Here is a 19,088-nt window from a genome sequence, read left to right as displayed (position 1 = left end):
CGGCCGGTGAGCCTTCGACGCCGGATCCCGATCCCACGCCCTCTAACTTGCCGGTCTCGCCAGCGGGTGAGCTGCCCCCGCGCGGCGAGGGACCGGCAGGAGACGCAGTGATCCAGCGGCTGCTGGAGACAGCGTGGCCCGCCGACCTGCCCGCCGTGCAGGCCCGCCGGCTCGCGGAACAAGGGCGCAGAGTCCTGCTCGCCGACCTCACCGGCCTGGGCCGAAGCGCCTTCCCCACGGCGTTCGTGGACGCGGAACCGTCCGCGTCCACGGTCGTCCCCGCCTTCTCCCGCATCCGCATCCAGGCCGTCATCGCCCGCATGGGCCCGCGTCCCGGCTGGACGGTGGTGCATCTGGTGTGGGCCGGCGCCGACCGCGGCGGCACCTACACCGACGGCCGCCTCACCGACATCACTTTCCGCCACCACCTCGGAGATGACACGTGGATTCCCCTGCCCCCGGCCACGGCCTGACCGCACTCGCGCTGCCGGGTCTGGCCGACGCCTGCTTCGCCCTCGGCCACGCGGCGTGGTGGCTGACCGTGCACTGGTACGTACCGCTCACCTTCGCGCTGGCCGGCTGGACACTGTGCGAGGCAATCCTGCACAAGCTGGCGGCCCGGGCCTCGGCGAAGCGGTGCGTACTGCGGATGACGCCGGCCCCATACTTCGACCCGGACCAGGAGCGGGTGCTGCGCCAGGGCCTGCTCCTGCTGCAGGCCGCGAACGCGCTGCCATGGTGGGCACCCAAGCGCAGCCGCACCGTCCGTATCCGCATGCGCTCCGATGAACACCATCCCCTGGCCTACCAGCTGCAAGGGCCGGCCGGGGCGCACAAGTTCCTGGCCATCAGCGGCTTCGGCGACGCCGTCACCATCACCGACCCGAACCTGGAGCGGGCAGGCGAACCGCCGGAGAAGCAGCGGGAGTTCGAGGTGTGCGGTGAGATGGTGCTGCGCGGCAATCCGGCCGCCCCGCTGCGCGAGGTGCCGCTCGAGCCGGATCCGCTGCAGCCGATCGTCGACGCCGTCAGCGCCCTGAAGACCCACCTCGGCGACCTGGTCGAAATCTGCATCGATCTGCAGCCCGCCTCCCGGCCGGCGCTGCACATGCAGCGCCAGCGGCTGCTGCAGCAGGCCCGCGGCCGCGAGCAGCGCGAGAGCGCCGAGGCCTCCCGCTGGATGCGCCGGGAGGTAGCAGCGGCCGCCGACTCGCTGCGCACCCTCGCCCAGCACCGCTCCCCGCAGGCCGCCCCGCTGGTGGTGCCGCAGGTGCGGCGCATCGACAAAGAGAAGGTGCTGGGCAAGCTGGCCGACGACAGCCCGCTGGCCCGGGTACAGATCCTGATCCGCTGCGCCTCCAACCAGCAGGGCCGGGCCCAGGCCCTGCTCTCCCAAGTCCAGTGCGGCTTCCAGGTGTTCACCCACGAGGCCCGGCTCGCCCCGCGGGGCGTGCGGCTGCTGGCCTGGCGATGGGGACCGGATCAGTGGCCGTACCACCGCGCGTGGCGGCGGCGGTGGGAGAGCGGCCAGTGCCGCCCGCCGCGCGCCAACCTGGCCCGGCTGCCCGAGCTGACCGGGCTGCTCAAGCCGCCCACCCGCCACTGCGTGCTCCCCCTGCTCCCCGCCCAGCTGCCCACCTTCCAACACGGCGAGGCCGGCCTGCTGCTGCAGGGCGCCCTCACCGCCGCCGACGGCACCCGCCGCCTTGTCGCCACCTACGAAGCAGAAACCCTTTTCGAGACTGCCGTGGGCAAGGCCGGCTGCGGCAAGACCGAACGCGCCCTGGCCCAGGCCATCGCCCGCGCCCACGCCGGCGGCGGACTGCTCTACCTCGACCCGCACCGCGACTCCTTCGACCGCGCCGCCCCCTACCTCGCCCACCCCCCACTCATCGACCGCACCCAGCTCATCGACCTCACCCCCGGCGACGACCACAGCCCGGTCGGAGCCTGGAACCTGCTCGACATGAGCTCCGGGCGCCCGCGCCACGAAGTAACCGCTGCTGTGGTCGACGGACTGGCCGCCGGCATGCACTGGGACGACGCCACCGCCCCACGCGGCCTGGCCATCCTCACCGCCAGTGTCCAGGCCCTGACCACCCTCAACCAACACCTGTGCCACACCGGCCAACCCCAGGCCCAAGCAACCGTCTTCCACATCCAGAACCTGCTCACCGACGCGCACTTCCGCACCCAGGTCCTGGCCGCCCTGCGCACCACCCTCACCACAGACACCGACGACACAGCCGCCGGCTGGTGGTCGACCGTCTTCCCGACACTGACACCCGACGCCTTCGGCATCCTCCTCAACCCCCTGGCCCGCCTCGCCGACAACCCCGTCTACCACGCCTTCCTCGGCCAGCCCGTCAGCCATTTCGACCTGCGCACCGCCATGGACACCCATCGCATCGTGTGGATCTGCACCGCCGGCAACGGGCCCACCGACCGGCTGCTGTCCTCCCTGATCGCCCACGAACTGCTGCGCGCCGGCCGCTCCCGCCGCACCACCCCACCCGATCAACGCGTGCCATTCCGCGCCTACCTCGACGAAATGATCACCATCGCCGGATCCGCGCCCGAATCCCTGGCCGCCATGGTCGAAGACTTGCGCAAGTTCCAGGTCCGCATCCACGGCATGACCCAGGCCCTGTCCCGTCTGCCCCAGCCGGTCCGCGACGCCCTGCTGCAGAACTCCTCCACGCTCGCCACCACTACCGGGTCCCGCAAAACCATCTCCCCCCTCACCGCCGAATGGGGCGATGACCCGAGCCCCGAGCAGGTCGCCGCGCTCCCCCGCTACCAGCACTACGCCTCCTTCACCATCCACGGCCGGCGCCTTCACCCCGTGCGCCTGAGCGGCCCGCACCTCGACGACGACTTCCGCCACCTCAAACGCGACCGCAACGTCCCCACCCTGCTCAAGCAAGCCCACCAGGCCGCCGGCAGCCGCCCGCTCCACGAACAAGCACACCACGCCGCCACCCAGTTCACCCGGCTCACCGCCGTACTCACGAACCAACCGCCCCCCAACCTGGCGAAAGGCAGCTACCGCTGATGACCACCCCCCACTTCGTACCCCCCACCACCGAGGACTTCACCAGCCAGGTCCTCGGCATGATCGCCCAGCACCGCATGGTCACCCTGCAGCAGCTGCACACCGTGCTGCTCCCCGACCGGCGCCGCGAAAACCTCTCCCGCGCCCTGAACCGACTGCGCACCGCCCAACTCACCGACTACACCGTGCTGCCCGCCTCCCACGGCACCCGCGTGTGGTACCTCACCGAACGCGGCGCCGACACCATCCGCCACCTCCCCCAGATGCAGGACCGCCCCCCGTACCCGATCACCACCGCCGGCGCCTCCCTGCGCACCGCCCACACCCTCACCGTCGTCCGCGCCCACGCCGCCTTCGCCCAGACCGCCCGCACCCGCGGCGACGAACACGGCCCCTGGGACTGGACCCCGGAAGTCGCCCACCACCTCGGCGACGGCGAACGCGTCATCGCCGACGCCCTCATGTACTACACCCATCACACCGCAACCGGAGGGCGCGCCAAGTACCGGGCCTTCATCGAAGTCGACCGCGCCACCATGAGCAGCGAACGCCTCGCCTGCAAACTCATCGAATACGCCCGCTTCTACACCTACGACCCGCAGACCGCCAGCGCCCAGCGGCGCACCCGGCCCACCGCACTGGCCGGGCCGGCCTGGCTGCGCTGGTACCCCGCCTTTCCCCGCATCCTGTTCATCCTCACCGGCGCCGGACCCACCGCCCTGGCCAACCGCATCCACGACCTCAAAGCCATGGTCACCGAACACCCCACCGTCGCCACCCTCGCCCGCACCGTCCCCCTCGGCGCCGCCACCCTCGAAGACCTCGAAACCCACGGCGTCGACGCCCCCGCCTGGCACTGCCTGCGCGGGCAACAAGGACTGCGCCCCTGGACCGCCCTGTGAGCACAGGCCGAGCAGCGCCGATGCCGGCCGTCCTCGGTCCTACCGACGGGCAGCACGACGGCGCACGTTCCGAACCAGCAGTGCCTGCGACGATTCGCCCGCCAGAGAAATGGATGACTGAAGAACGCATCAACTCCCGTCGTTGCTCCGAAGGATGGAATTGGCCAGTGGCAACTTGCTGGGAGGCGCGTTGAGATGCCTGCTCAGGCCGCTGCACGCCACGCCACGCGCTCCCATCGCCGTCGAGGGCACGCACCCACACTTTCAAACGCTGCGTAGCGTGATGACTACTCAGTCTCATCGCCGCACGTCCTAAAGCCTCATCCCGCCCCAGCGCCCCAGACCGCACAGCGCAAACCGGGGCCTGGTCCGCCTCACGCCGTACGGGGAGACCTCATGACCCGAGCAACACGTCCCTCTGAATATGCCGGGATTCGCAAGCGAGCAAGCGGACGCTTTTTAGGAGTAGTTGCCGCCACTTCTGCAGCGGTTGCTTTGACCTCCTGTTCGGGAGGCGGCACGAAGGGAACCGAAGCCACACACGACGCAGCGAAGCCACACAAAACTGCGGCCGACACGGCCAGCGCCGCTCCAAGCCCGAGCGAGACGGACCCCGACGCAGCGGTGAAGAGGGTCGTGCTCGACACATACACGCGCATGTGGGACGAGCAGGCCAAGGCGTACAACACCGGCAACCTCTATGAGACCAAGTTCGAGACGTACGCCGTTGCTCTCGCTCGCTCCGACGTCAAAAACGATCTTCAGGGCCTGTGGTCTAAGGGCATCGTGACGCAGGGAGCTCCTACGCATGACGCTCAAGTCACGGAGATCAAGAGGCCACAAAGGATGGCACCCCGGGCGAAGATCACGGACTGCATGAACACCACGAAGTGGCGCTTCATCTACAAGAAGACCGGCAAGCCGCTACCGATGCCCAGCACTCGGATGGACCGCTACGTGATGACCGCACAGGCTGAGGTTTGGGGGGAATCGTGGAAAATTGTCGAGCTAACTCCATCAGACAAGCCCTGCTGACTGCCTCCGGCGTAGCTGCCGTGCTACTGGCTGCGGCGCCTATCTCGTTCGCAGGCCCGCCCATGGGCGGAGGGTGCGCCGGGGTCGGCGCCTACGTCCGATGCTCCGCAGACTCAGACCACAAAGCCGGTGCCAGGCCGTCCAGCAAGGGGGACAGCAAGTCGAGCGGCACGTCGAAGGGGGCCAGCAAGGCACCCAAGTGCAAGGTCGAGCGTATGGATCCCCAACCGCCCGAGGGAACGATGTTCTACCAGGGCGAGGGGAAGATTGTCTACGAGCGTACGTGCCCGGATAGCCCCACCACCCACTTCGGTGCGGCGGACGCGGAAGTGATCCCTGCTGTTGACCCGGCAGTAGTAGCTGCACAGGCCGTGGACAAGATGAAGCTCGTCGGTCCTCAAGTAGCCAGCCCGCGGGCGAACGCCAAATACACGGTCGGCGTTCCGGTGTGGATGTGGGTGACGCCGTCCGCGTCAACGTTCGGACCCAATTCAGCGACGGCGTCCGCAGGTGGCGTGACGGTCACGGCCAAGGCCAAGGTCTCCAAGATCGTGTGGATCATGGGCGACGGCGAGTCGGTGACCTGCAATGGGCCGGGCACCCCGTTCAAGAACACCCGCAACGGCACCGAGTCACCGGACTGCGGTCACACCTATCAGCAGCCCTCCACCCAAAAGCGGGGCACGAAATTCCGCGCGACGGCGACCGCGTACTGGGACGTGACATGGCAGGCCAACACCGGTGAAGAGGGCCAAATCCCCACCACCCGTCAGACAACCGTGCTGCTCACCGTCGGTGAGCTGCAGTCGGTGGGCAGCTGACCACACCGAGATCCCAGACGAACGAGAGGTCCGATGTGAGCAGGACGGATGTGCCACCGCAGGCCGCTGCTGTGCAGGCACCGACAATGGTTCCGGCCACGGGGGTTCAGGTGAGGTGGCAGGCGCGCAGGCGCCGGCCGGGCATGCTGGCGGTCGCGGTGGCCTGCATCGCCGCATGCGCGGCGGGTAATTGGTGGTACTGGACCGAGAACGGGCAGCGTCAGCCGGTCATTGAGATCGCGCACGAGGTGCCAGCCGGCAGCGTCATTAGGGACGCCGATCTGCGCGAGGCCTCCGTGGCGGTCGATCCGTCCATGAAGGTTGTCGGGATCCAGCAGCGCGACCAGGTCGTGGGCATGCGCGCCACCTCCACCCTGCCGGCCGGGGCACTGCTGCACCCGAAGGAGGTCACGAACAGGACGCTCGTGGCGACGGACGAGCAGCTGATCGGGATCGCGCTGAAGCCGGGCCAGCTGCCCGACAGCGCCCTGCGTCCCGGCGACCGGGTCCAGGCGGTCTTCACCACGGACGATCCGGGGGCCGGGGACTCGACGGCGGGGCCGGGGTCCGTGCAGGCCCGCATCGTGCGGGTCGGCGTGGCCCGGGAGTCGACGGGCGAACGCGTCGTCGATGTCGCGGTTTCCTCGCGACAGGGTCCACTGCTGGCGGCGCAGGCCGCCGCCGGTGAGGTCGCGCTGGCCGTGAACGGAGCGGGGGGCTGATGGCGGTCGTTGCGGTGGTCGGTCTGCCCGGCGCACCCGGTGCCACCACGTCGGCGCTGGCGCTGCAGCGGCGGTGGCCGGTGGAGGGTGATAGGCGGGTGCTGCTCGCCGAGTGTGACCCCGATGGCGGTTCGATCCTGGCGGGCGCGTTGGAGGGGCGTCTGCAGGTGGATGTGGGGTTGCGGCATCTGGCGGTGTCGTTGCGGGGTGAGCAGAGCCTGCAGGAGGCGTTTTGGAAGCAGCTGGTGCGGCTGTCGGACGACAGTGCGCCGGGTGAGGGCCGTCAGGTGCTGCTGCCCGGGCTGACCAGTTTGTCGGAGGCGGCCGCGTTGGCGCCGGAGTGGCCGCGGCTGGCGGAGCTGCTGGTGGCCATCGACCGGATGCCCCAGCACGCGCACGACGTGCTGATCGACCTCGGTCGGAACGGCGCCTTTGGGCCCTCCCGGGTTTTGGTGCAGCGCGCGGATCTGGTGTTGCTGGTGGTGCGGGGCACGGTGCGGTCGGTAAGTGCCGCCACCGGCCGTCTGCCGGTCCTGCGGCAGGTGTTGGAGGGGGACCAGAGCTCTCCGGCGCCCGCTGTGGGGGTGCTGCTGGTTGACGAGGGTGTCTACGGGCGGCGTGAGATCGAGCAGCAGCTGGGGGTGCCGGTGGTGGCGGTGCTGCCCTACCGACCGGTGGAGGCGGCGGTGTTGTCGGACGGCGCCGTGGAGCGGAAGTTCGCGAAGTCGCCGCTGATGCAGGCGGCCGCCGATGCCGTCACCTCGATCCGGCAGCATGTGGCCGGCCGCCGCACACGGCTGTATTCGCCGGTGCGGCAGCGGCTGGAGGAGGTGCGCCGTGCGCGCTGAACCCGTCTACACCGGCCCGCCCCCACCACCCCGCACACCCCGCGCATTCACCCAGGATGCGTCTGCCCAGCCGTCCGATGGCGCGGCATCCGGGGGCGGCCCGGCCGGCCGGCCGCTTGCATCCGTACCGCCGACCGAGATGCCGGCAGCTGTGGTCGCCGGGCAGCCGGTGGACTACCGGGCCGCCCAGGAGATCAAGCGCGTCGTGCTGAACGCGCTCAGCGAGGAGGGCAAGCAGCGCGCCTGGGCGACGGTGCAGGCCAAGGAGCAGCGGGGCCGTCAGCTGATCAATGAGCGGGTGGCGGTCTGGGCCGATGCCCGCGGCTGGTCGACCGGTGGCGCGGTCAGCCAGGCCCTGGAGCAGGAGCTGGCGGCGCTCGCTTTCGACATGTGTTTTCGGGCCGGGCGGCTGCAGCGCCATCTCGATGATGCGCAGGTCGAGGACATCTGGCTGGAGGGTTTTGAGCGGGTCTTTTTGAAGTACGGCGGGCAGCGGGAGCCGGTGCGGGTAGCGCGGGTGGCGGACTCGGAGGCCGAACTGCAGGAACTGGTGCGGGACTTGATCCGCGCCTCGGGGCAGAACGGGCGGACGTTTTCCACCCACTCCCCCGATGTCGAGCTGCGGCTGCCGGACGGCTCGCGGCTGCAGGCGTTGGGGCCGGAGATCACGGGCGGGGCCACGCATGTGACGATCCGCCGCCACCGCTACCGCAGCATCAGCATGCGCGACCTCATCGACCTGGGCACCCTCAGCGAGGAAGCCGCCGACCTGCTGGCGGCCGCCGTGCGGGCCCGGCTGAACATCATGGTCGCCGGGGAGCAGTCCTCGGGAAAGACCACCTTGCTGCGGGTGCTGCTGCGCGAGATCGCGCCCACTGAGCGGTTCGGCACCCTGGAGACCACCTTCGAAGGACTCGCGGATCCCGGTTATCACGAGCATGTGGTGCCGATGGAGGCCCGGTTCTCCAACGGAGAGCGGATCGGCCCGAATCAGGCGGCCGCGGGTGAGATCACGCTGATGGATCTGATGGTGAAGGCCAAGCGCATGAGTCTGACGCGGACCATCGTCGGGGAGGTCCGCGGCTCGGAGATCACGGCCATGATGCAGGCGATGACCTCGGACCGGCCGGGCAACATGTGCACCATCCACGCCAGCGAGCCCGGCGCGGTCTTCGACCGGATCGCGGAGCTGTATCTGCTCGCCCGGGCCAACTTCACCCCCGAGATCGCCTACCGGCAGATCGCCAACGGCCTGCACCTGATCGCGTTCTTGTCGGTCGACGACAGCGGTCCGGCGCCGCGCCGCTACCTCTCCCACCTCTGGGAGATCACCGGCATCGGCCATGACGGGCGGCCGATGCACAACGAGGTCTTCGGGCCCGTGGACGGTCTCGACGGCCCGGCCGTGCCCAAGGGCGCGCTCAGCGCGCGCAGACGCCGCCGCCTGGAGTCGGCCGGGATGACGGCGGGCCTGCTGTCCGCGCAGGCCGTCGCCTACCTCGACGACGGACGGGAGACACCATGATCAGTGCACTGTGGGGCCTCGCCGACGGCGTCCTGCTCGGTCTGGGACTAGTGCTGGCGGCCGGCGGCCTGATCGGCACTCGCCGCCCCAGGCCGCCGCGGCGCCGGCCGGGCGAACGCGGCACGCTGATGCGGCAGTTCGCCGGGCAGCGGCGCATCCTGCTCGCCGCGGCCGCGGCGACGTTGCTGCTGGTGTGGCTGGTCACCGGCGTGCTGATGGCCGCCCTCATCGTCGCCGGGGTGATCGTCGGCGGGCCCTGGCTGCTGTCCGGACCGGCCATGACCAGGGCGCAGATCACACGAAGGGACGCGCTAGGCGAGTGGGCGCAGCGGCTGTCGGAGATGGTGCGCCTGGGCAATGCGCTGGAGAAGTCGCTGCTGGCCTCGCGCAAGCACGCCCCGGCAGCGCTGGCCGGGGAGGTCGGCGAGCTCGCGGACAAGATCCAGGCGCAGTGGCCCACCCACGAAGCGCTGGCCGACTTCGCGCGCGGCTTCGGCGACGTCACCGGGGACAAGGTGTGCTCCGCGCTGATCCTGGCCGCGCACGATCCCGGGCCGGGGCTGGCGCAGGCCATGGAGGATCTGGCCGCGGCGGTGCGCGAGGAGGTCAAGATGCGCCAGGGCATCGAGGCCGACCGACAGAAGACGCGGACCACGGTGCGCACCCTGACCCTCATCACGCTCGGGATCGTCGGCCTGGGGTTCACGGTGCCGCAGTACACCGGCGTCTACGCCACCCTCATGGGCCAGCTGGTCCTGGCGGTCCTGACCGGGGCGTTCGTCGCCACCCTGGTGTGGGTGCGGCGGCTGGCCACCCGCGGCCACACGCCGCGTGTTCTCGTGCTCGACCCGCGCAGCCCCGTCACCGCGCCCGAGCGTCCGCGGGGCGCCAACATGATGGGGGTGCTGCAGTGAACCCGCTGACCACCGTGATGGTGTCCGGCGCGGTCGGGGGCGCGGGCCTGGCGCTGCTGGTGAGCGAACTGCTCCCCTCCGCACCCAGGCTGGGGCCCGCCATGGCCCGCCTGCACCAGCCGCCTACCCGGCAGTTGCCAGCCACAGCCCAGCCGGCCACAACGCAGCACCAGATGGTGGGGCGGTGGCTGCTGCACAAGGTGCCGGTGAACCTGCCGCGCACGGATCTGGACCTGCTGGGCCGGCCCGCGGAGGAGTTCGTCCTCAGCAAGGTGCTCTTGACGCTGTTCGGGCTGCTCGCCCCCAGCCTCTTCCTCGGTGCGTGGACCCTGCTGGGCATCGACATCGCGTTGTATGTGCCGGGGCTGGTCGGGGTGCTGCTGGGCGGGGTGTGCTGGGTGGTGCCGGATCTGATGCTGCGCCGCGATGCCGCCCAGGCGCGGGCCGAGGCCGCGCACGGCATCGCCGTCTACCTGGAACTGGTCGCCCTGCGCCTGGCGGCCGGCATCGCCATCGAATCCGCCCTCGAGCAGGCCGCCTCCGTCGGCCGGGGCTGGGTGTTCCTGCGGATCCAGGAGACGCTGATGCGCGCCCGGATCGAACGCGGCCAGCAGTGGGCGGCCCTGAAACACCTCGGCGAGCGCCTGGGCGTGCCGGTCCTGGCCGACGTCGCCGACTTCGTGCAGATGTCCACCCAGGACGGCGCCTCCGTCTACGACACCGTCCGCCACCGCGCGGCCAGCCTGCGCACCGAACAACTGGCCGCCGAGGCCGCCGCCGCGAACGCGGACACCGAACGCATGCAGGCCCCGCAGGCCGTGCTGTGTGTCCTGGTCATGGCGGCCATGGCCTTCCCCGCCGTCCTCAACGCCTTCGCCCAGACCTCCTGACCCGCTCCCCTTTTTGAGAGGCGACAGCACCATGTCCGACCTGTATCTGAAGAGCAGCCTGCTGCTCGCCCGGATCCCGGCCGCGGTCCGCCGCCGCCTGCACGAGGCCCGCACAGAGATCGCCGAGCATGGGGACCGCGGGGACAATCCGGTCGTCACCGTGATCCTGTGGGTGGCCGGCATCGGCATCGCGGTGACCATCGTGGCCGCGCTCGTCGCCCTCGGCATGCGGGCCAGCAGCAAGGTCGACAACGTCGACCTCGGCGGCTGACCCGTGCGCCCAGTCCTGGACGACCGCGGCTCCTCCCCCATCCAGTACGCCGTGCTCTTCCCCGTGGTCCTCGCCCTCACGTTCCTGCTCATCCAAGGGGTGCTGTGGGCCTATGCCCGCAACCTCGCCTACATCGCCGCCCGCTCCGGCGTCGGGGCCGGACGGCTGTATGAGGCCTCCCCCGCCACCGGCGCCGCCCGCGCGCACAAGACCCTCGAGGACCTGGCGGGCAATCTGCTCACGCACGCGAGCGTGAGCAGCGCGGGCAGCAGCCGGGACACCCTCCGCATCCGCGTCACCGGCCAGGCGCTGACCATGCTGCCCGGCTATCACCTGACCGTGGCCGCGACCATGACCGGCCCCGTCGAGGACTGGACCACCCCCGGGGCACCGTCGTGAGCCGCCGTGCACAGCGGCGGGTGGCGCTGTGCGGGGACCGGGGCAATGCGGCGATCGAGGCTGCCCTGACCGTCCCGGTCCTGATCCTGCTGGTGCTACTGTTCATCGCCGCCGCCCGCCTGCAGCTGGCCGGACAGAAGACCGACGGCGCGGCGCAGGCCGCGGCCCGTGCCGCCTCCCTGCAACGCACCCACGGCCAGGGGCAAGCCGCGGCCGGGCGGGCCGCCCGGCAGGCGCTGTCCGGCGAGCAGCAGGCATGCACCGACACCGCAGTGCGGGCCGACACCGCCGGGCTGGCGGTGCCCGTCGGCCAGGTTGCCGCGGTCACCGTGACCGTCACCTGCCGCGTCCCGATCGGGGACCTGGTGCTGATCGGCGGCGGGCCCGGGGTGCGGACCGTCACCAGTTCCTTCACCTCCGTCGTCGACGCCTACCGAGGCCGCGGATGAACCTGTTGCAAGAAGTGTGGGGCGCGCTGCGGCGGCGCCCGTTCGACGACCGAGGCGGGGTCAGTGTCTTCGTCGCCGTCCTCACCGGCCCGCTGATCCTGCTGGCCGGACTGCTCACCGTCGACGCCCTCGCAGAACTGCGCTCCCACGAGCGCTCCGACGCACTGGCCGTCGAAGCCGCCCGCGCCGCCCAGCAGGCCGTCGACCTCAACATGCTGATCCCGGCCCGCGGCATCCGCATCGACCCGGCCGCCGCCCGCGCCGCCGCCCGCACCTACCTGGCCCGCGCCCACGCAACCGGCACCGTACGCACCGGCCACCACGGCCGGACGATCACCGTCACGGTCACCGGCACCTACCGCGGCCTGTTCTGGCCACACACCTACACTCACCACGTCTCCAGCACCGCCACCCTGCTCTACGGCACCACCCGGCCCCAGAACGGCGAGATTCGATGAACCGCTCCCCCACCACCGGCCCCCGCACCCACACCCGGCCACGCCGGACACTGGTCGCGCTGTTGCAGGCCGTGGGCGCGCTCGGAGCGTTCGCGGTGACGCTGGGCGCGCTGCCGTGGCTGCTGTGGCACGCCACCGCGGCGATCACTCCCAGCGCGTGGGAGGCGGCCCGGCACCTGCTGGACCGCCAGGACACCGGCGCCCTCGCCCTGCTGGCCGTGTGCATGGTCGGCTGGCTGGCCTGGGCAAGCTTTCTCCTCTCCGTGCTGCTGGAGATCCCCGCCCAGCTGCGCGGGGTACGCACCCCCCGGCTGCCCGGCATGCAGATCAGCCAACGCGCGGCGGCCGCCCTGGTCGGCTCACTGCTGGTGCTGCTGCCCACCGGCACCGCCCTGGCCGCCTCCCCCGCACAGGCCGCCCCGCGCGCTGCGACGTCGGTCAGCGCCGAGGCCGCGCCGGGCCCCCGCACGCAGGTGCAGACGGCCACGCACACTGGTGGCGCGCAGGCGCCGCAGGCCAGGCACGACACGTACACGGTGCGCGACACCCGCCCCGCCGAGAGCCTGTGGTCGATCGCGGAACGGCTGTACGGACACGGCGAGGCCTACACCCACCTCACCGACGCCAACGAAGGCCGCACCATGGCCGACGGACGCACCTTCCACGCCGACGCCCCCATCTACCCCGGCTGGGTATTGCAGTTGCCCGCCGACGTACCCCGCCTCGACACCACACCAGGCCCCACCAGCACGACCACCCCAGACGCCTCACACGAACGCTCACAGATGCCTGCCGAGACCGCCCACGCAGGGCGGACCCATGTGGTCGAGCCGGGCGACACCCTCACCGGCGTCGCCCGCGAGGAGACCGGCAACGCCGCCAACTGGCCGACGGTGTATGAGGCCAGCCGCAGTACCCAGCCCGGCGGACTGCCCCGCATCACCGATCCCGACGTGCTCCTGCCCGGGCAGCGGCTCACCGTCCCCGCCCAGCTGCCGACGGGCCCCGGCGCCTCCGCGGAACATGCGCACGGACATGGGCGGCCCTCTACTCCACACCGCGGCGAGCGGGGGCACAACGCCTCATCCGGCGGGGCACAGACGGCTTCCCCGCCCACCCGGCAGCAGGAGCACCCCGCGGGTCCGAGCGCACACCAAGGCGAGAACAAAGAGAAGGACAGCGGCCGGGAACGGCCAGGCACAGATGCCCGTCATCCGGCGCCACCGTCCGCATCGGCATCGACACAGCCCTCGGCGCCGAGTCGCGAGAGTGATGGTTCCTCAGGCCGGTCGCCTTCCGCGGGCGCCCAGCCGTCCGTCCCGGCCGAGCAGCCCCCGGCGTCGCCGACCACACGCCCTCCGGCCGCCGGCACGGCACCGTCGGCAACCAGGCAGCCGCCACAGGATGCGCCAGGCTCCCCCGTCAGCGCGCGCACCACGCTGCGGGCTTTCGCCCTGCTGGCCGGGGTGATTACGGCATCGCTGCTGGCGCGCCGGCTGTGGCAGTGGCGCACCCGCCGCCCCGGCCAACAGGTGCCCGCCCACGAACCGGTTCCGGTCGAGGTGGCGTTGGAGGAGGCGGCGCACGACGGCGCGCGCGGCGTGCAGCGCCTGCAGACGGCGCTGCGGCTGCTGGCCCAGCAGCCCGCCGGCGAGGGGCCGCCGGTGCTGCGGGCGGCCCGGATCACCGACGACAGTGTCCAGGTGCTGCCCGAGGACCTCGGCGCCGCCGTCCAGGCCCCGTTCACCACCGCGCGGGCCGGCTGGTGGCTGCTGCCCCACACCACCGACCTGCCCACCCCGAACGAGGCCGGGGCGGGCGAGCCGCCGTATCCGGCGATGGTGACCCTGGGCGCCACCGGGACCGGCGAGCTGCTGCTGGCCGACCTCACCGCCTGGCAGGTCCTCCTGATCGACGGCGACCGCGAGGAGCGGGCCCAGGTGATGGCGGCAATGGCCACCGAACTGGCCATCGGCCCCTGCGCCGACTATCTCGAGGTCCTCACCTGCGGCATGGGCCCGATGGCCGCCGACCTGCGCACCCTCGGCGTGCGCTATGTGGCCGACCCCCGCATCGCGGCTGGCGAGTTCGCCCAGCGGATCCTGGAGGCCCACCAAGACCCCGCCGCTCGCGGCTACCCCTACCTCGTGCTGTGCGCCGCCGACGCCGAGGACGACATCCTATGGCAACTCGCCGAAACCCTCAGCCGCGCCGAGCAACTGACCCCCTGCGCCCTCATCCTGCCCGCCGCGGCGGCCGACGTGTTCCCCGACGCCGACATCCTCGATGCCGCCACCGACGGCCCGCAGCGCGTCGACGCGGTCGGCGCCGACCTGATGCTGCAACGCCTGGACCCGGCCTCCCTCGCGGAGTTGGCCCGCGCCTGCGCGCACACCGAGCAGCCGGCCGACGAGCCGCAGGGGGTGTGGGAACACGTGCCGCCCGAGCCCGTCGCCGCGCCCGGACCGGCCGTACCCCCACTGTCCACCGTCCCGGCCCCAGCCGGCACCGGGGAGACCGACGGACTCGCCGCGGCCGCAGAGCCCGACGACGTCACCGGTCCAGGACCGTCTGCCGGGCAACCGACCGGGTTCCAGGCGCTGCTGGCCGCCAGCACGGTCCCAGGCCCGAGCGACCTGCGGCCCGCCCCGGCCGCAGAGGAGCAGCCGGAAGCGGGCCCGGCCATCGGCCCGCGCTTCCGGATCCCGGTCGCACACGCACTGACCGCACCCGAGCGCCTCGGCCCCCTCCCCAAGATCGACGCCGACCGGATCGTCGCCGAAGCCGGAGCGCACCACGGCGCGCCCCGCCTGCGCGTCCTGGGCGCCCTGGCGATGGACAACCTGCCCAACGGGCCGGCCGGACCGCGGCTGGTCGAACTCGCCGCGCACCTGCTGCTCAAACCAGGCAGCAGCGCCGACCGGCTGTGCGAAGACCTCGGCGACGCCGAACCGTGGTCACCCCGCACACTCAGCGCCCGGCTGCGCGATTTGCGCAGCGCCCTCGGCACGGACCCGGACGGCACCCTGTACATCCCCCACCGCAGCAGCAGGTCCGCGCCCTACACGATGACCGGGGTGCAGTGCGACTGGCACGATTTCGAGCGCCTGGCCGAACTCGGCCTCAGCCGCGGCCCCGACGGACTCCCCTACCTCGAGCGCGCACTCGCCCTGGTCAACGGCGTCCCCCTGAACGCTCACCCCGCCACCTGGATGACCGGCATCCGCACCCGCATGCAAACCGACATCACCAACATCGCCCACACCGTGGCCAGCCACCGCACCCAGGACGGCCCCCACCAGGACCTGCCCAGCGCCCGCACCGCCTGCCACACCGGCCTCACGGTCGACTCCTACTGCGAGTGGCTGCACCGCGACCTGATGCGCGCCGAAGCCGCCGCCGGCAACCACACCGGACTCCGCGCAGCCATCGACACCTGGCAGGAGATGACCAGCAACCTGCCCCCCGGCCAGGCCGACCGTGCCACGTCGGCCCTCGTCGACGAGCTCCTGAACGCTTCCTGATCCAGTTCTCAGGCGGTGGCGACCTCGCGGGTGGCGTAGGCGAGCAGTTCGCGTGTGGCCGCCTCGTTCGAGGCTGGTGGCCGGTGCTGCCACTGCCGGACGGTGTCGGCCACCATCGTGACGACGGCCTGGGCCTGACGCGCCAGCGTCTCGTCCAGGCCGCACAGTCCGCCGTCGCTGTCGCGGCCGGTCACGATGATGGTGCCGTGCAGCGGATACAAGGGCATGCCGCGCCAGGCGCTCGCCAGCGTCCAGGCCGCGATGTTGTCCGGCTGCTCGGCATTGGCAGTCAGACGTGCAGCAGCGCCCTCGGGTGATACACACCGGTGCTCACCACTCCCCCGAAAACGGACCGGATCTCCGTACGCGCCACGGCAACGTCGTCGGACAGATCGAGCTGGGTCAGCCTCAAGTTGCAGTCGACCCGCACCACGTTCATGACCATCTCCCCCGGTTACACAACGCGGTGCCCACCCGCCACAACGAGCTGTGAAGCCGCCTAGCAACGGCGAAACGTCCCTGCGTCGACGGAAGGCAACTCGCGCCAGCCATCAGGATGCACGGCTGAAGGCGAGCCTTCCCGCGTTGAGGCGGAGCGCCCCCGCGCAGTCTTGGCGGAGGTCGCCGCTGGAACACCCCGCGTAGGCAGGGAATCCGGCTACGCGGGGTGAGGCGGAGGCTGTATCAACCAGTACACCCCCGCGTCGGTGGGGAGCACGCCTTCGGGGCCGGGGCTGGGGTCGAGGTGAGCGGAACACCCCCGCGTCGGCGGAGAGCACCCCTTTCCGCGAGACCCGGCGGACAGTGACGGCTTCAAGCGGCTCCCCCCTCAGGACGTTGCCGCCGAACAGTCCGTACTCGGCGGAATGCTCCTGTCCGAACGCGCCATCACCGAAGTCATCGAGGTCGTCGAAGGCCCCGACTTCTACCGCCCCGCCCACGAGACCATCACAGCCATGGCCGTGCGCGGCGAGCAGGTCGACCCCATCACCGTCGCCGCCGAACTCACCCGCCGCGGCGACATCAACCGCGTCGGCGGCGCCTCCTACCTCCACACCCTCATTCAGCAGGTCCCGACCGCCGCGAACGCCGAAGGCTACGCCGAGATCGTTCACGAGCTGGCCGTACGCCGCCGCGCACTGGAGGAACTCGACCGCGCCGGTGACCTCCTGCCTCGTCGAGATGAGCCGAGGCAACCACGTCGCCTACCTCGACTTCGAGGACTCGGAGGCCGGAGTCGTCTCCCGCCTCCTCCTCATCGGCGCCGTACCCCACCAGGTCAGCCGCCTGTTCCACTACGTCCGCCCCGGCAGCACACCCACACAAGTCCAGCTCAACCAGTTCATCGACCGCATCGGCGACCTCGGCCCCTCGCTGATCATCGTCGACGGTGTCACCGAAGCCATGGTGATGATGGGCCTGGAGCTCAAAGAGAACACCGAGATCGCCAAGTTCGGCCGCATGCTGCTCTGCCCCCTCGCCGACACCGGGGCCGCCGTCGTCCCCCTCGACCACGTCGTCAAGAACAACGAGTCCCGCGGCCGGTACGCCCTTGGCGGCGTCCACAAGCTCAACGCCGTCGACGGCGTCCAGTACATGCTCGAAGCTGTCCGCCCCTTCGGCATCAACACCGAAGGCCGCTCTCCCCTCCGCATCGCCAAGGACCGGCCCGCACAGATCCGCCGGCATGCCCTCCCTGGTGGCCGCAACCCGATGCACTGGTTCGCCGACCTCGTCATCCGCTCCGAGGGCGAGGAGTTCGCCGACGCCCACCTCTACCCGCCGATCCAGCACCAGGACGAGCCGGCGGAAGAAGCGGCCGCCACGGACAAGGCCGCGCAGGAGGAAGCGGACATCAAGGAGCGGGAGGCCGCCATCCTAGCCGCCCTACGGGAAGCCACCGAGCCGATGAGCAAGAAGGCACTGGAGGAGCTGATCCCCGGCTGGGCCTCCGTCACCCGGCGTGTCCTGACCCGCCTGGTTCACGGCGGTCAGGTGACCGCCAAAAACGGGCCGCGCGGTGCCGCTCTGCAATCGAGGGCCCCCACCTCCGTGGCGTCGGCGACCTGAACTTCGGCGCTGGTGAGGACGCCGCCGCTGATGAGGCGTTCGTGAGCCACGCCCACGAGGACGTGGTCGCTCTCGTCGCCGAGGTCCGCTGTCTGCGGGCCGCCGACGAGCGTGCGACGGCGGCCTACGCCTACTTCGCCACCCGCGACGAGCAGCGCGCCGACCGCGAGGAGACGGAGCGCGCCCACGAGGCAGGCGACCACGAGTACTGCGGCCTCCACTGCGAGAGCCAGTTCCCGACCGAGATGCTCCGGAACTCGGGCTACCCAGGGACCGCCGGGATGCTGCACGAGCTGCTCCGCCGCACCAGCGAGGAAGGCCGCCAGACACCCGCCGTGACGCAACTGCCCCAGGTGTGGACGGTGTCCGGCGAGGACCAGTCGATGTACGGCCTCTACACCGACGAGATCACCGTCAAGCTCGCCATGATCGAGTACTACGAGACGGAAGAAGAACGCTGCCCGGACTACGGCTGGCGCACAACGGATGACGGGCTGGAACTCCTCGCGGGTGGCGAACCTACCTGCATCTACCTGTCCCGTGAGCCGGTGCGTGGCGCGCCCACACCCGCCGACCGAGCCGCCACGACGCAGCAGGCCGCCGAGGAGGCCGACCGTGGCTGACACCCCACGCCGCAGCGACGCCGACCTCCTCGCCGAGCTCGGCCAACTCTGAGCCCTCATCGCCGACAAGATCGCCACCACACCGGTACGCCTCGGCCCCGGCGGCACCAACCAGATGGCCGACGAACTGACCCTCGCCGTCGCCGTGTACGTCGGCCGCCACGTCCTCCCCGCCGACGCCCTCGCACTCGCCAACCCGCCGTACCCGGCCGAGGACGGATGGAGCGTCGAAGTCCAGCGCCGGAGCGGCACATGGGTCAGCAGCGGCCCAGCCTGCCGCCCCCGTGCCGAGGCCGTCGAAGACTACGAACGCGCCATCGAGACGAGCGGCCATCGTTGGCCCCACCGCCTTATGCGCGCGATCACCACCTACACCGTCGAGGACGAGCACACCCCCGAGCAGCAGGACGGAAGCGCACAGTGAGCACCCACGGATTCACCGGCATCAGCCTCGCAGGCCGCTGGGAGTGCGGGTCCTGCGGCGCCAGCGGCGACGGCTGGTACGACGAGGAGAACGGGCTCGTCCTGCACGACGAGGACGAGCAGCCGTTCGCCCCTGCCGACCACGTCTGCGGGGAGTAG

The 19,088-nt window shown here is 71.3% G+C and carries 21 protein-coding genes and 1 pseudogene; 20 read left to right on the top strand and 2 right to left on the bottom strand.

The features are described from left to right. The first annotated feature begins 107 nt into the window (after window positions 1-107). The 15 genes from ACH4RC_RS39190 (at window position 108) to ACH4RC_RS39120 (ending at window position 15,813) form a co-directional block, all read left to right on the top strand. The gene (locus ACH4RC_RS39190) at window positions 108-473 is read left to right on the top strand and encodes a hypothetical protein (protein WP_398209342.1); all 366 of its coding nucleotides are present in this window, start codon (window positions 108-110) and stop codon (window positions 471-473) included. Continuing rightward, on the top strand, window positions 443-3,055 hold the full coding sequence (locus ACH4RC_RS39185) for an ATP/GTP-binding protein (protein WP_398209340.1): 2,613 nt from the start codon (window positions 443-445) through the stop codon (window positions 3,053-3,055). Before ACH4RC_RS39190 ends, ACH4RC_RS39185 begins: the two co-directional genes overlap by 31 nt. Beyond that, on the top strand, window positions 3,055-3,957 hold the full coding sequence (locus ACH4RC_RS39180; protein WP_398209339.1) for a replication-relaxation family protein: 903 nt from the start codon (window positions 3,055-3,057) through the stop codon (window positions 3,955-3,957). Before ACH4RC_RS39185 ends, ACH4RC_RS39180 begins: the two co-directional genes overlap by 1 nt. Before the next feature lie 396 nt (window positions 3,958-4,353). Beyond that, complete coding sequence (locus ACH4RC_RS39175; RefSeq protein ID WP_398209338.1) at window positions 4,354-4,992, top strand: hypothetical protein; 639 nt, start codon at window positions 4,354-4,356, stop codon at window positions 4,990-4,992. Between the two features lie 215 nt (window positions 4,993-5,207). Then, on the top strand, window positions 5,208-5,813 hold the full coding sequence (locus ACH4RC_RS39170; RefSeq protein WP_398209337.1) for an ATP/GTP-binding protein: 606 nt from the start codon (window positions 5,208-5,210) through the stop codon (window positions 5,811-5,813). A 143-nt stretch (window positions 5,814-5,956) separates the two neighbouring features. Next, window positions 5,957-6,535, top strand: a complete 579-nt coding sequence (locus tag ACH4RC_RS39165; RefSeq protein ID WP_398209336.1) for an SAF domain-containing protein — start codon at window positions 5,957-5,959, stop codon at window positions 6,533-6,535. Continuing rightward, window positions 6,535-7,383 (top strand): MinD/ParA family protein, encoded by an 849-nt coding sequence (locus ACH4RC_RS39160; RefSeq protein WP_398209334.1) that lies wholly within the window; start codon window positions 6,535-6,537, stop codon window positions 7,381-7,383. The genes ACH4RC_RS39165 and ACH4RC_RS39160 overlap by 1 nt, the downstream gene beginning before the upstream one ends. A gap of 139 nt (window positions 7,384-7,522) precedes the next feature. Continuing rightward, entirely contained in the window at window positions 7,523-8,908 is a 1,386-nt protein-coding gene (locus ACH4RC_RS39155; protein ID WP_398209333.1) for a CpaF family protein, read from the top strand. Continuing rightward, window positions 8,905-9,822 carry a type II secretion system F family protein gene (locus ACH4RC_RS39150; protein WP_398209332.1) on the top strand — a complete coding sequence of 306 codons (918 nt, stop codon included), beginning with the start codon at window positions 8,905-8,907 and terminating at the stop codon, window positions 9,820-9,822. Before ACH4RC_RS39155 ends, ACH4RC_RS39150 begins: the two co-directional genes overlap by 4 nt. Beyond that, on the top strand, window positions 9,819-10,712 hold the full coding sequence (locus ACH4RC_RS39145) for a hypothetical protein (RefSeq protein ID WP_398209330.1): 894 nt from the start codon (window positions 9,819-9,821) through the stop codon (window positions 10,710-10,712). The genes ACH4RC_RS39150 and ACH4RC_RS39145 overlap by 4 nt, the downstream gene beginning before the upstream one ends. 31 nt (window positions 10,713-10,743) lie before the next feature. Then, complete coding sequence (locus ACH4RC_RS39140) at window positions 10,744-10,983, top strand: hypothetical protein (protein ID WP_398209329.1); 240 nt, start codon at window positions 10,744-10,746, stop codon at window positions 10,981-10,983. A gap of 3 nt (window positions 10,984-10,986) precedes the next feature. Continuing rightward, window positions 10,987-11,382 carry a TadE family protein gene (locus ACH4RC_RS39135; RefSeq protein ID WP_398209327.1) on the top strand — a complete coding sequence of 132 codons (396 nt, stop codon included), beginning with the start codon at window positions 10,987-10,989 and terminating at the stop codon, window positions 11,380-11,382. Next, a complete protein-coding gene (locus ACH4RC_RS39130) occupies window positions 11,379-11,831 on the top strand; it encodes a TadE/TadG family type IV pilus assembly protein (RefSeq protein WP_398209325.1) in 453 nt (150 codons plus the stop codon). The genes ACH4RC_RS39135 and ACH4RC_RS39130 overlap by 4 nt, the downstream gene beginning before the upstream one ends. Beyond that, the gene (locus tag ACH4RC_RS39125) at window positions 11,828-12,289 is read left to right on the top strand and encodes a hypothetical protein (protein ID WP_398209323.1); all 462 of its coding nucleotides are present in this window, start codon (window positions 11,828-11,830) and stop codon (window positions 12,287-12,289) included. Before ACH4RC_RS39130 ends, ACH4RC_RS39125 begins: the two co-directional genes overlap by 4 nt. Then, window positions 12,286-15,813, top strand: a complete 3,528-nt coding sequence (locus tag ACH4RC_RS39120; protein ID WP_398209322.1) for a BTAD domain-containing putative transcriptional regulator — start codon at window positions 12,286-12,288, stop codon at window positions 15,811-15,813. Before ACH4RC_RS39125 ends, ACH4RC_RS39120 begins: the two co-directional genes overlap by 4 nt. Window positions 15,814-15,821: 8 nt before the next feature. On the opposite strand, the gene ACH4RC_RS39115 is transcribed toward ACH4RC_RS39120, so the two are convergent. Together ACH4RC_RS39115 and ACH4RC_RS39110 are read right to left on the bottom strand one after the other, a co-directional pair. Then, the gene (locus ACH4RC_RS39115; RefSeq protein ID WP_398209320.1) at window positions 15,822-16,040 is read right to left on the bottom strand and encodes a hypothetical protein; all 219 of its coding nucleotides are present in this window, start codon (window positions 16,038-16,040) and stop codon (window positions 15,822-15,824) included. 62 nt (window positions 16,041-16,102) lie between these two features. Further along, a complete protein-coding gene (locus tag ACH4RC_RS39110) occupies window positions 16,103-16,252 on the bottom strand; it encodes a hypothetical protein (RefSeq protein ID WP_398209319.1) in 150 nt (49 codons plus the stop codon). Window positions 16,253-16,625: 373 nt separating this feature from the next. Between ACH4RC_RS39110 and ACH4RC_RS39105 the strand changes: the two are divergent. From ACH4RC_RS39105 to ACH4RC_RS39085, 5 genes and pseudogenes are all read left to right on the top strand, one after another. Next, a pseudogene (locus tag ACH4RC_RS39105) lies at window positions 16,626-16,958 on the top strand (DnaB-like helicase N-terminal domain-containing protein); the annotation flags it as partial. A gap of 37 nt (window positions 16,959-16,995) precedes the next feature. Beyond that, window positions 16,996-17,883 (top strand): DNA primase, encoded by an 888-nt coding sequence (locus ACH4RC_RS39100; protein ID WP_398209318.1) that lies wholly within the window; start codon window positions 16,996-16,998, stop codon window positions 17,881-17,883. 41 nt (window positions 17,884-17,924) lie between these two features. Further along, window positions 17,925-18,506 (top strand): hypothetical protein, encoded by a 582-nt coding sequence (locus ACH4RC_RS39095; protein WP_398209316.1) that lies wholly within the window; start codon window positions 17,925-17,927, stop codon window positions 18,504-18,506. A 115-nt stretch (window positions 18,507-18,621) separates the two neighbouring features. After that, a complete protein-coding gene (locus tag ACH4RC_RS39090) occupies window positions 18,622-18,930 on the top strand; it encodes a hypothetical protein (RefSeq protein ID WP_398209315.1) in 309 nt (102 codons plus the stop codon). Beyond that, entirely contained in the window at window positions 18,927-19,088 is a 162-nt protein-coding gene (locus ACH4RC_RS39085) for a hypothetical protein (RefSeq protein ID WP_398209313.1), read from the top strand. Before ACH4RC_RS39090 ends, ACH4RC_RS39085 begins: the two co-directional genes overlap by 4 nt.

The organism is Streptomyces sp. NPDC016845, from assembly GCF_044332585.1.
In the GTDB taxonomy this organism is placed as follows: domain Bacteria; phylum Actinomycetota; class Actinomycetes; order Streptomycetales; family Streptomycetaceae; genus Streptomyces.
Note: the sequence above shows the minus strand (reverse complement) of the source record. Positions and strands in the feature narration are given on the sequence as shown.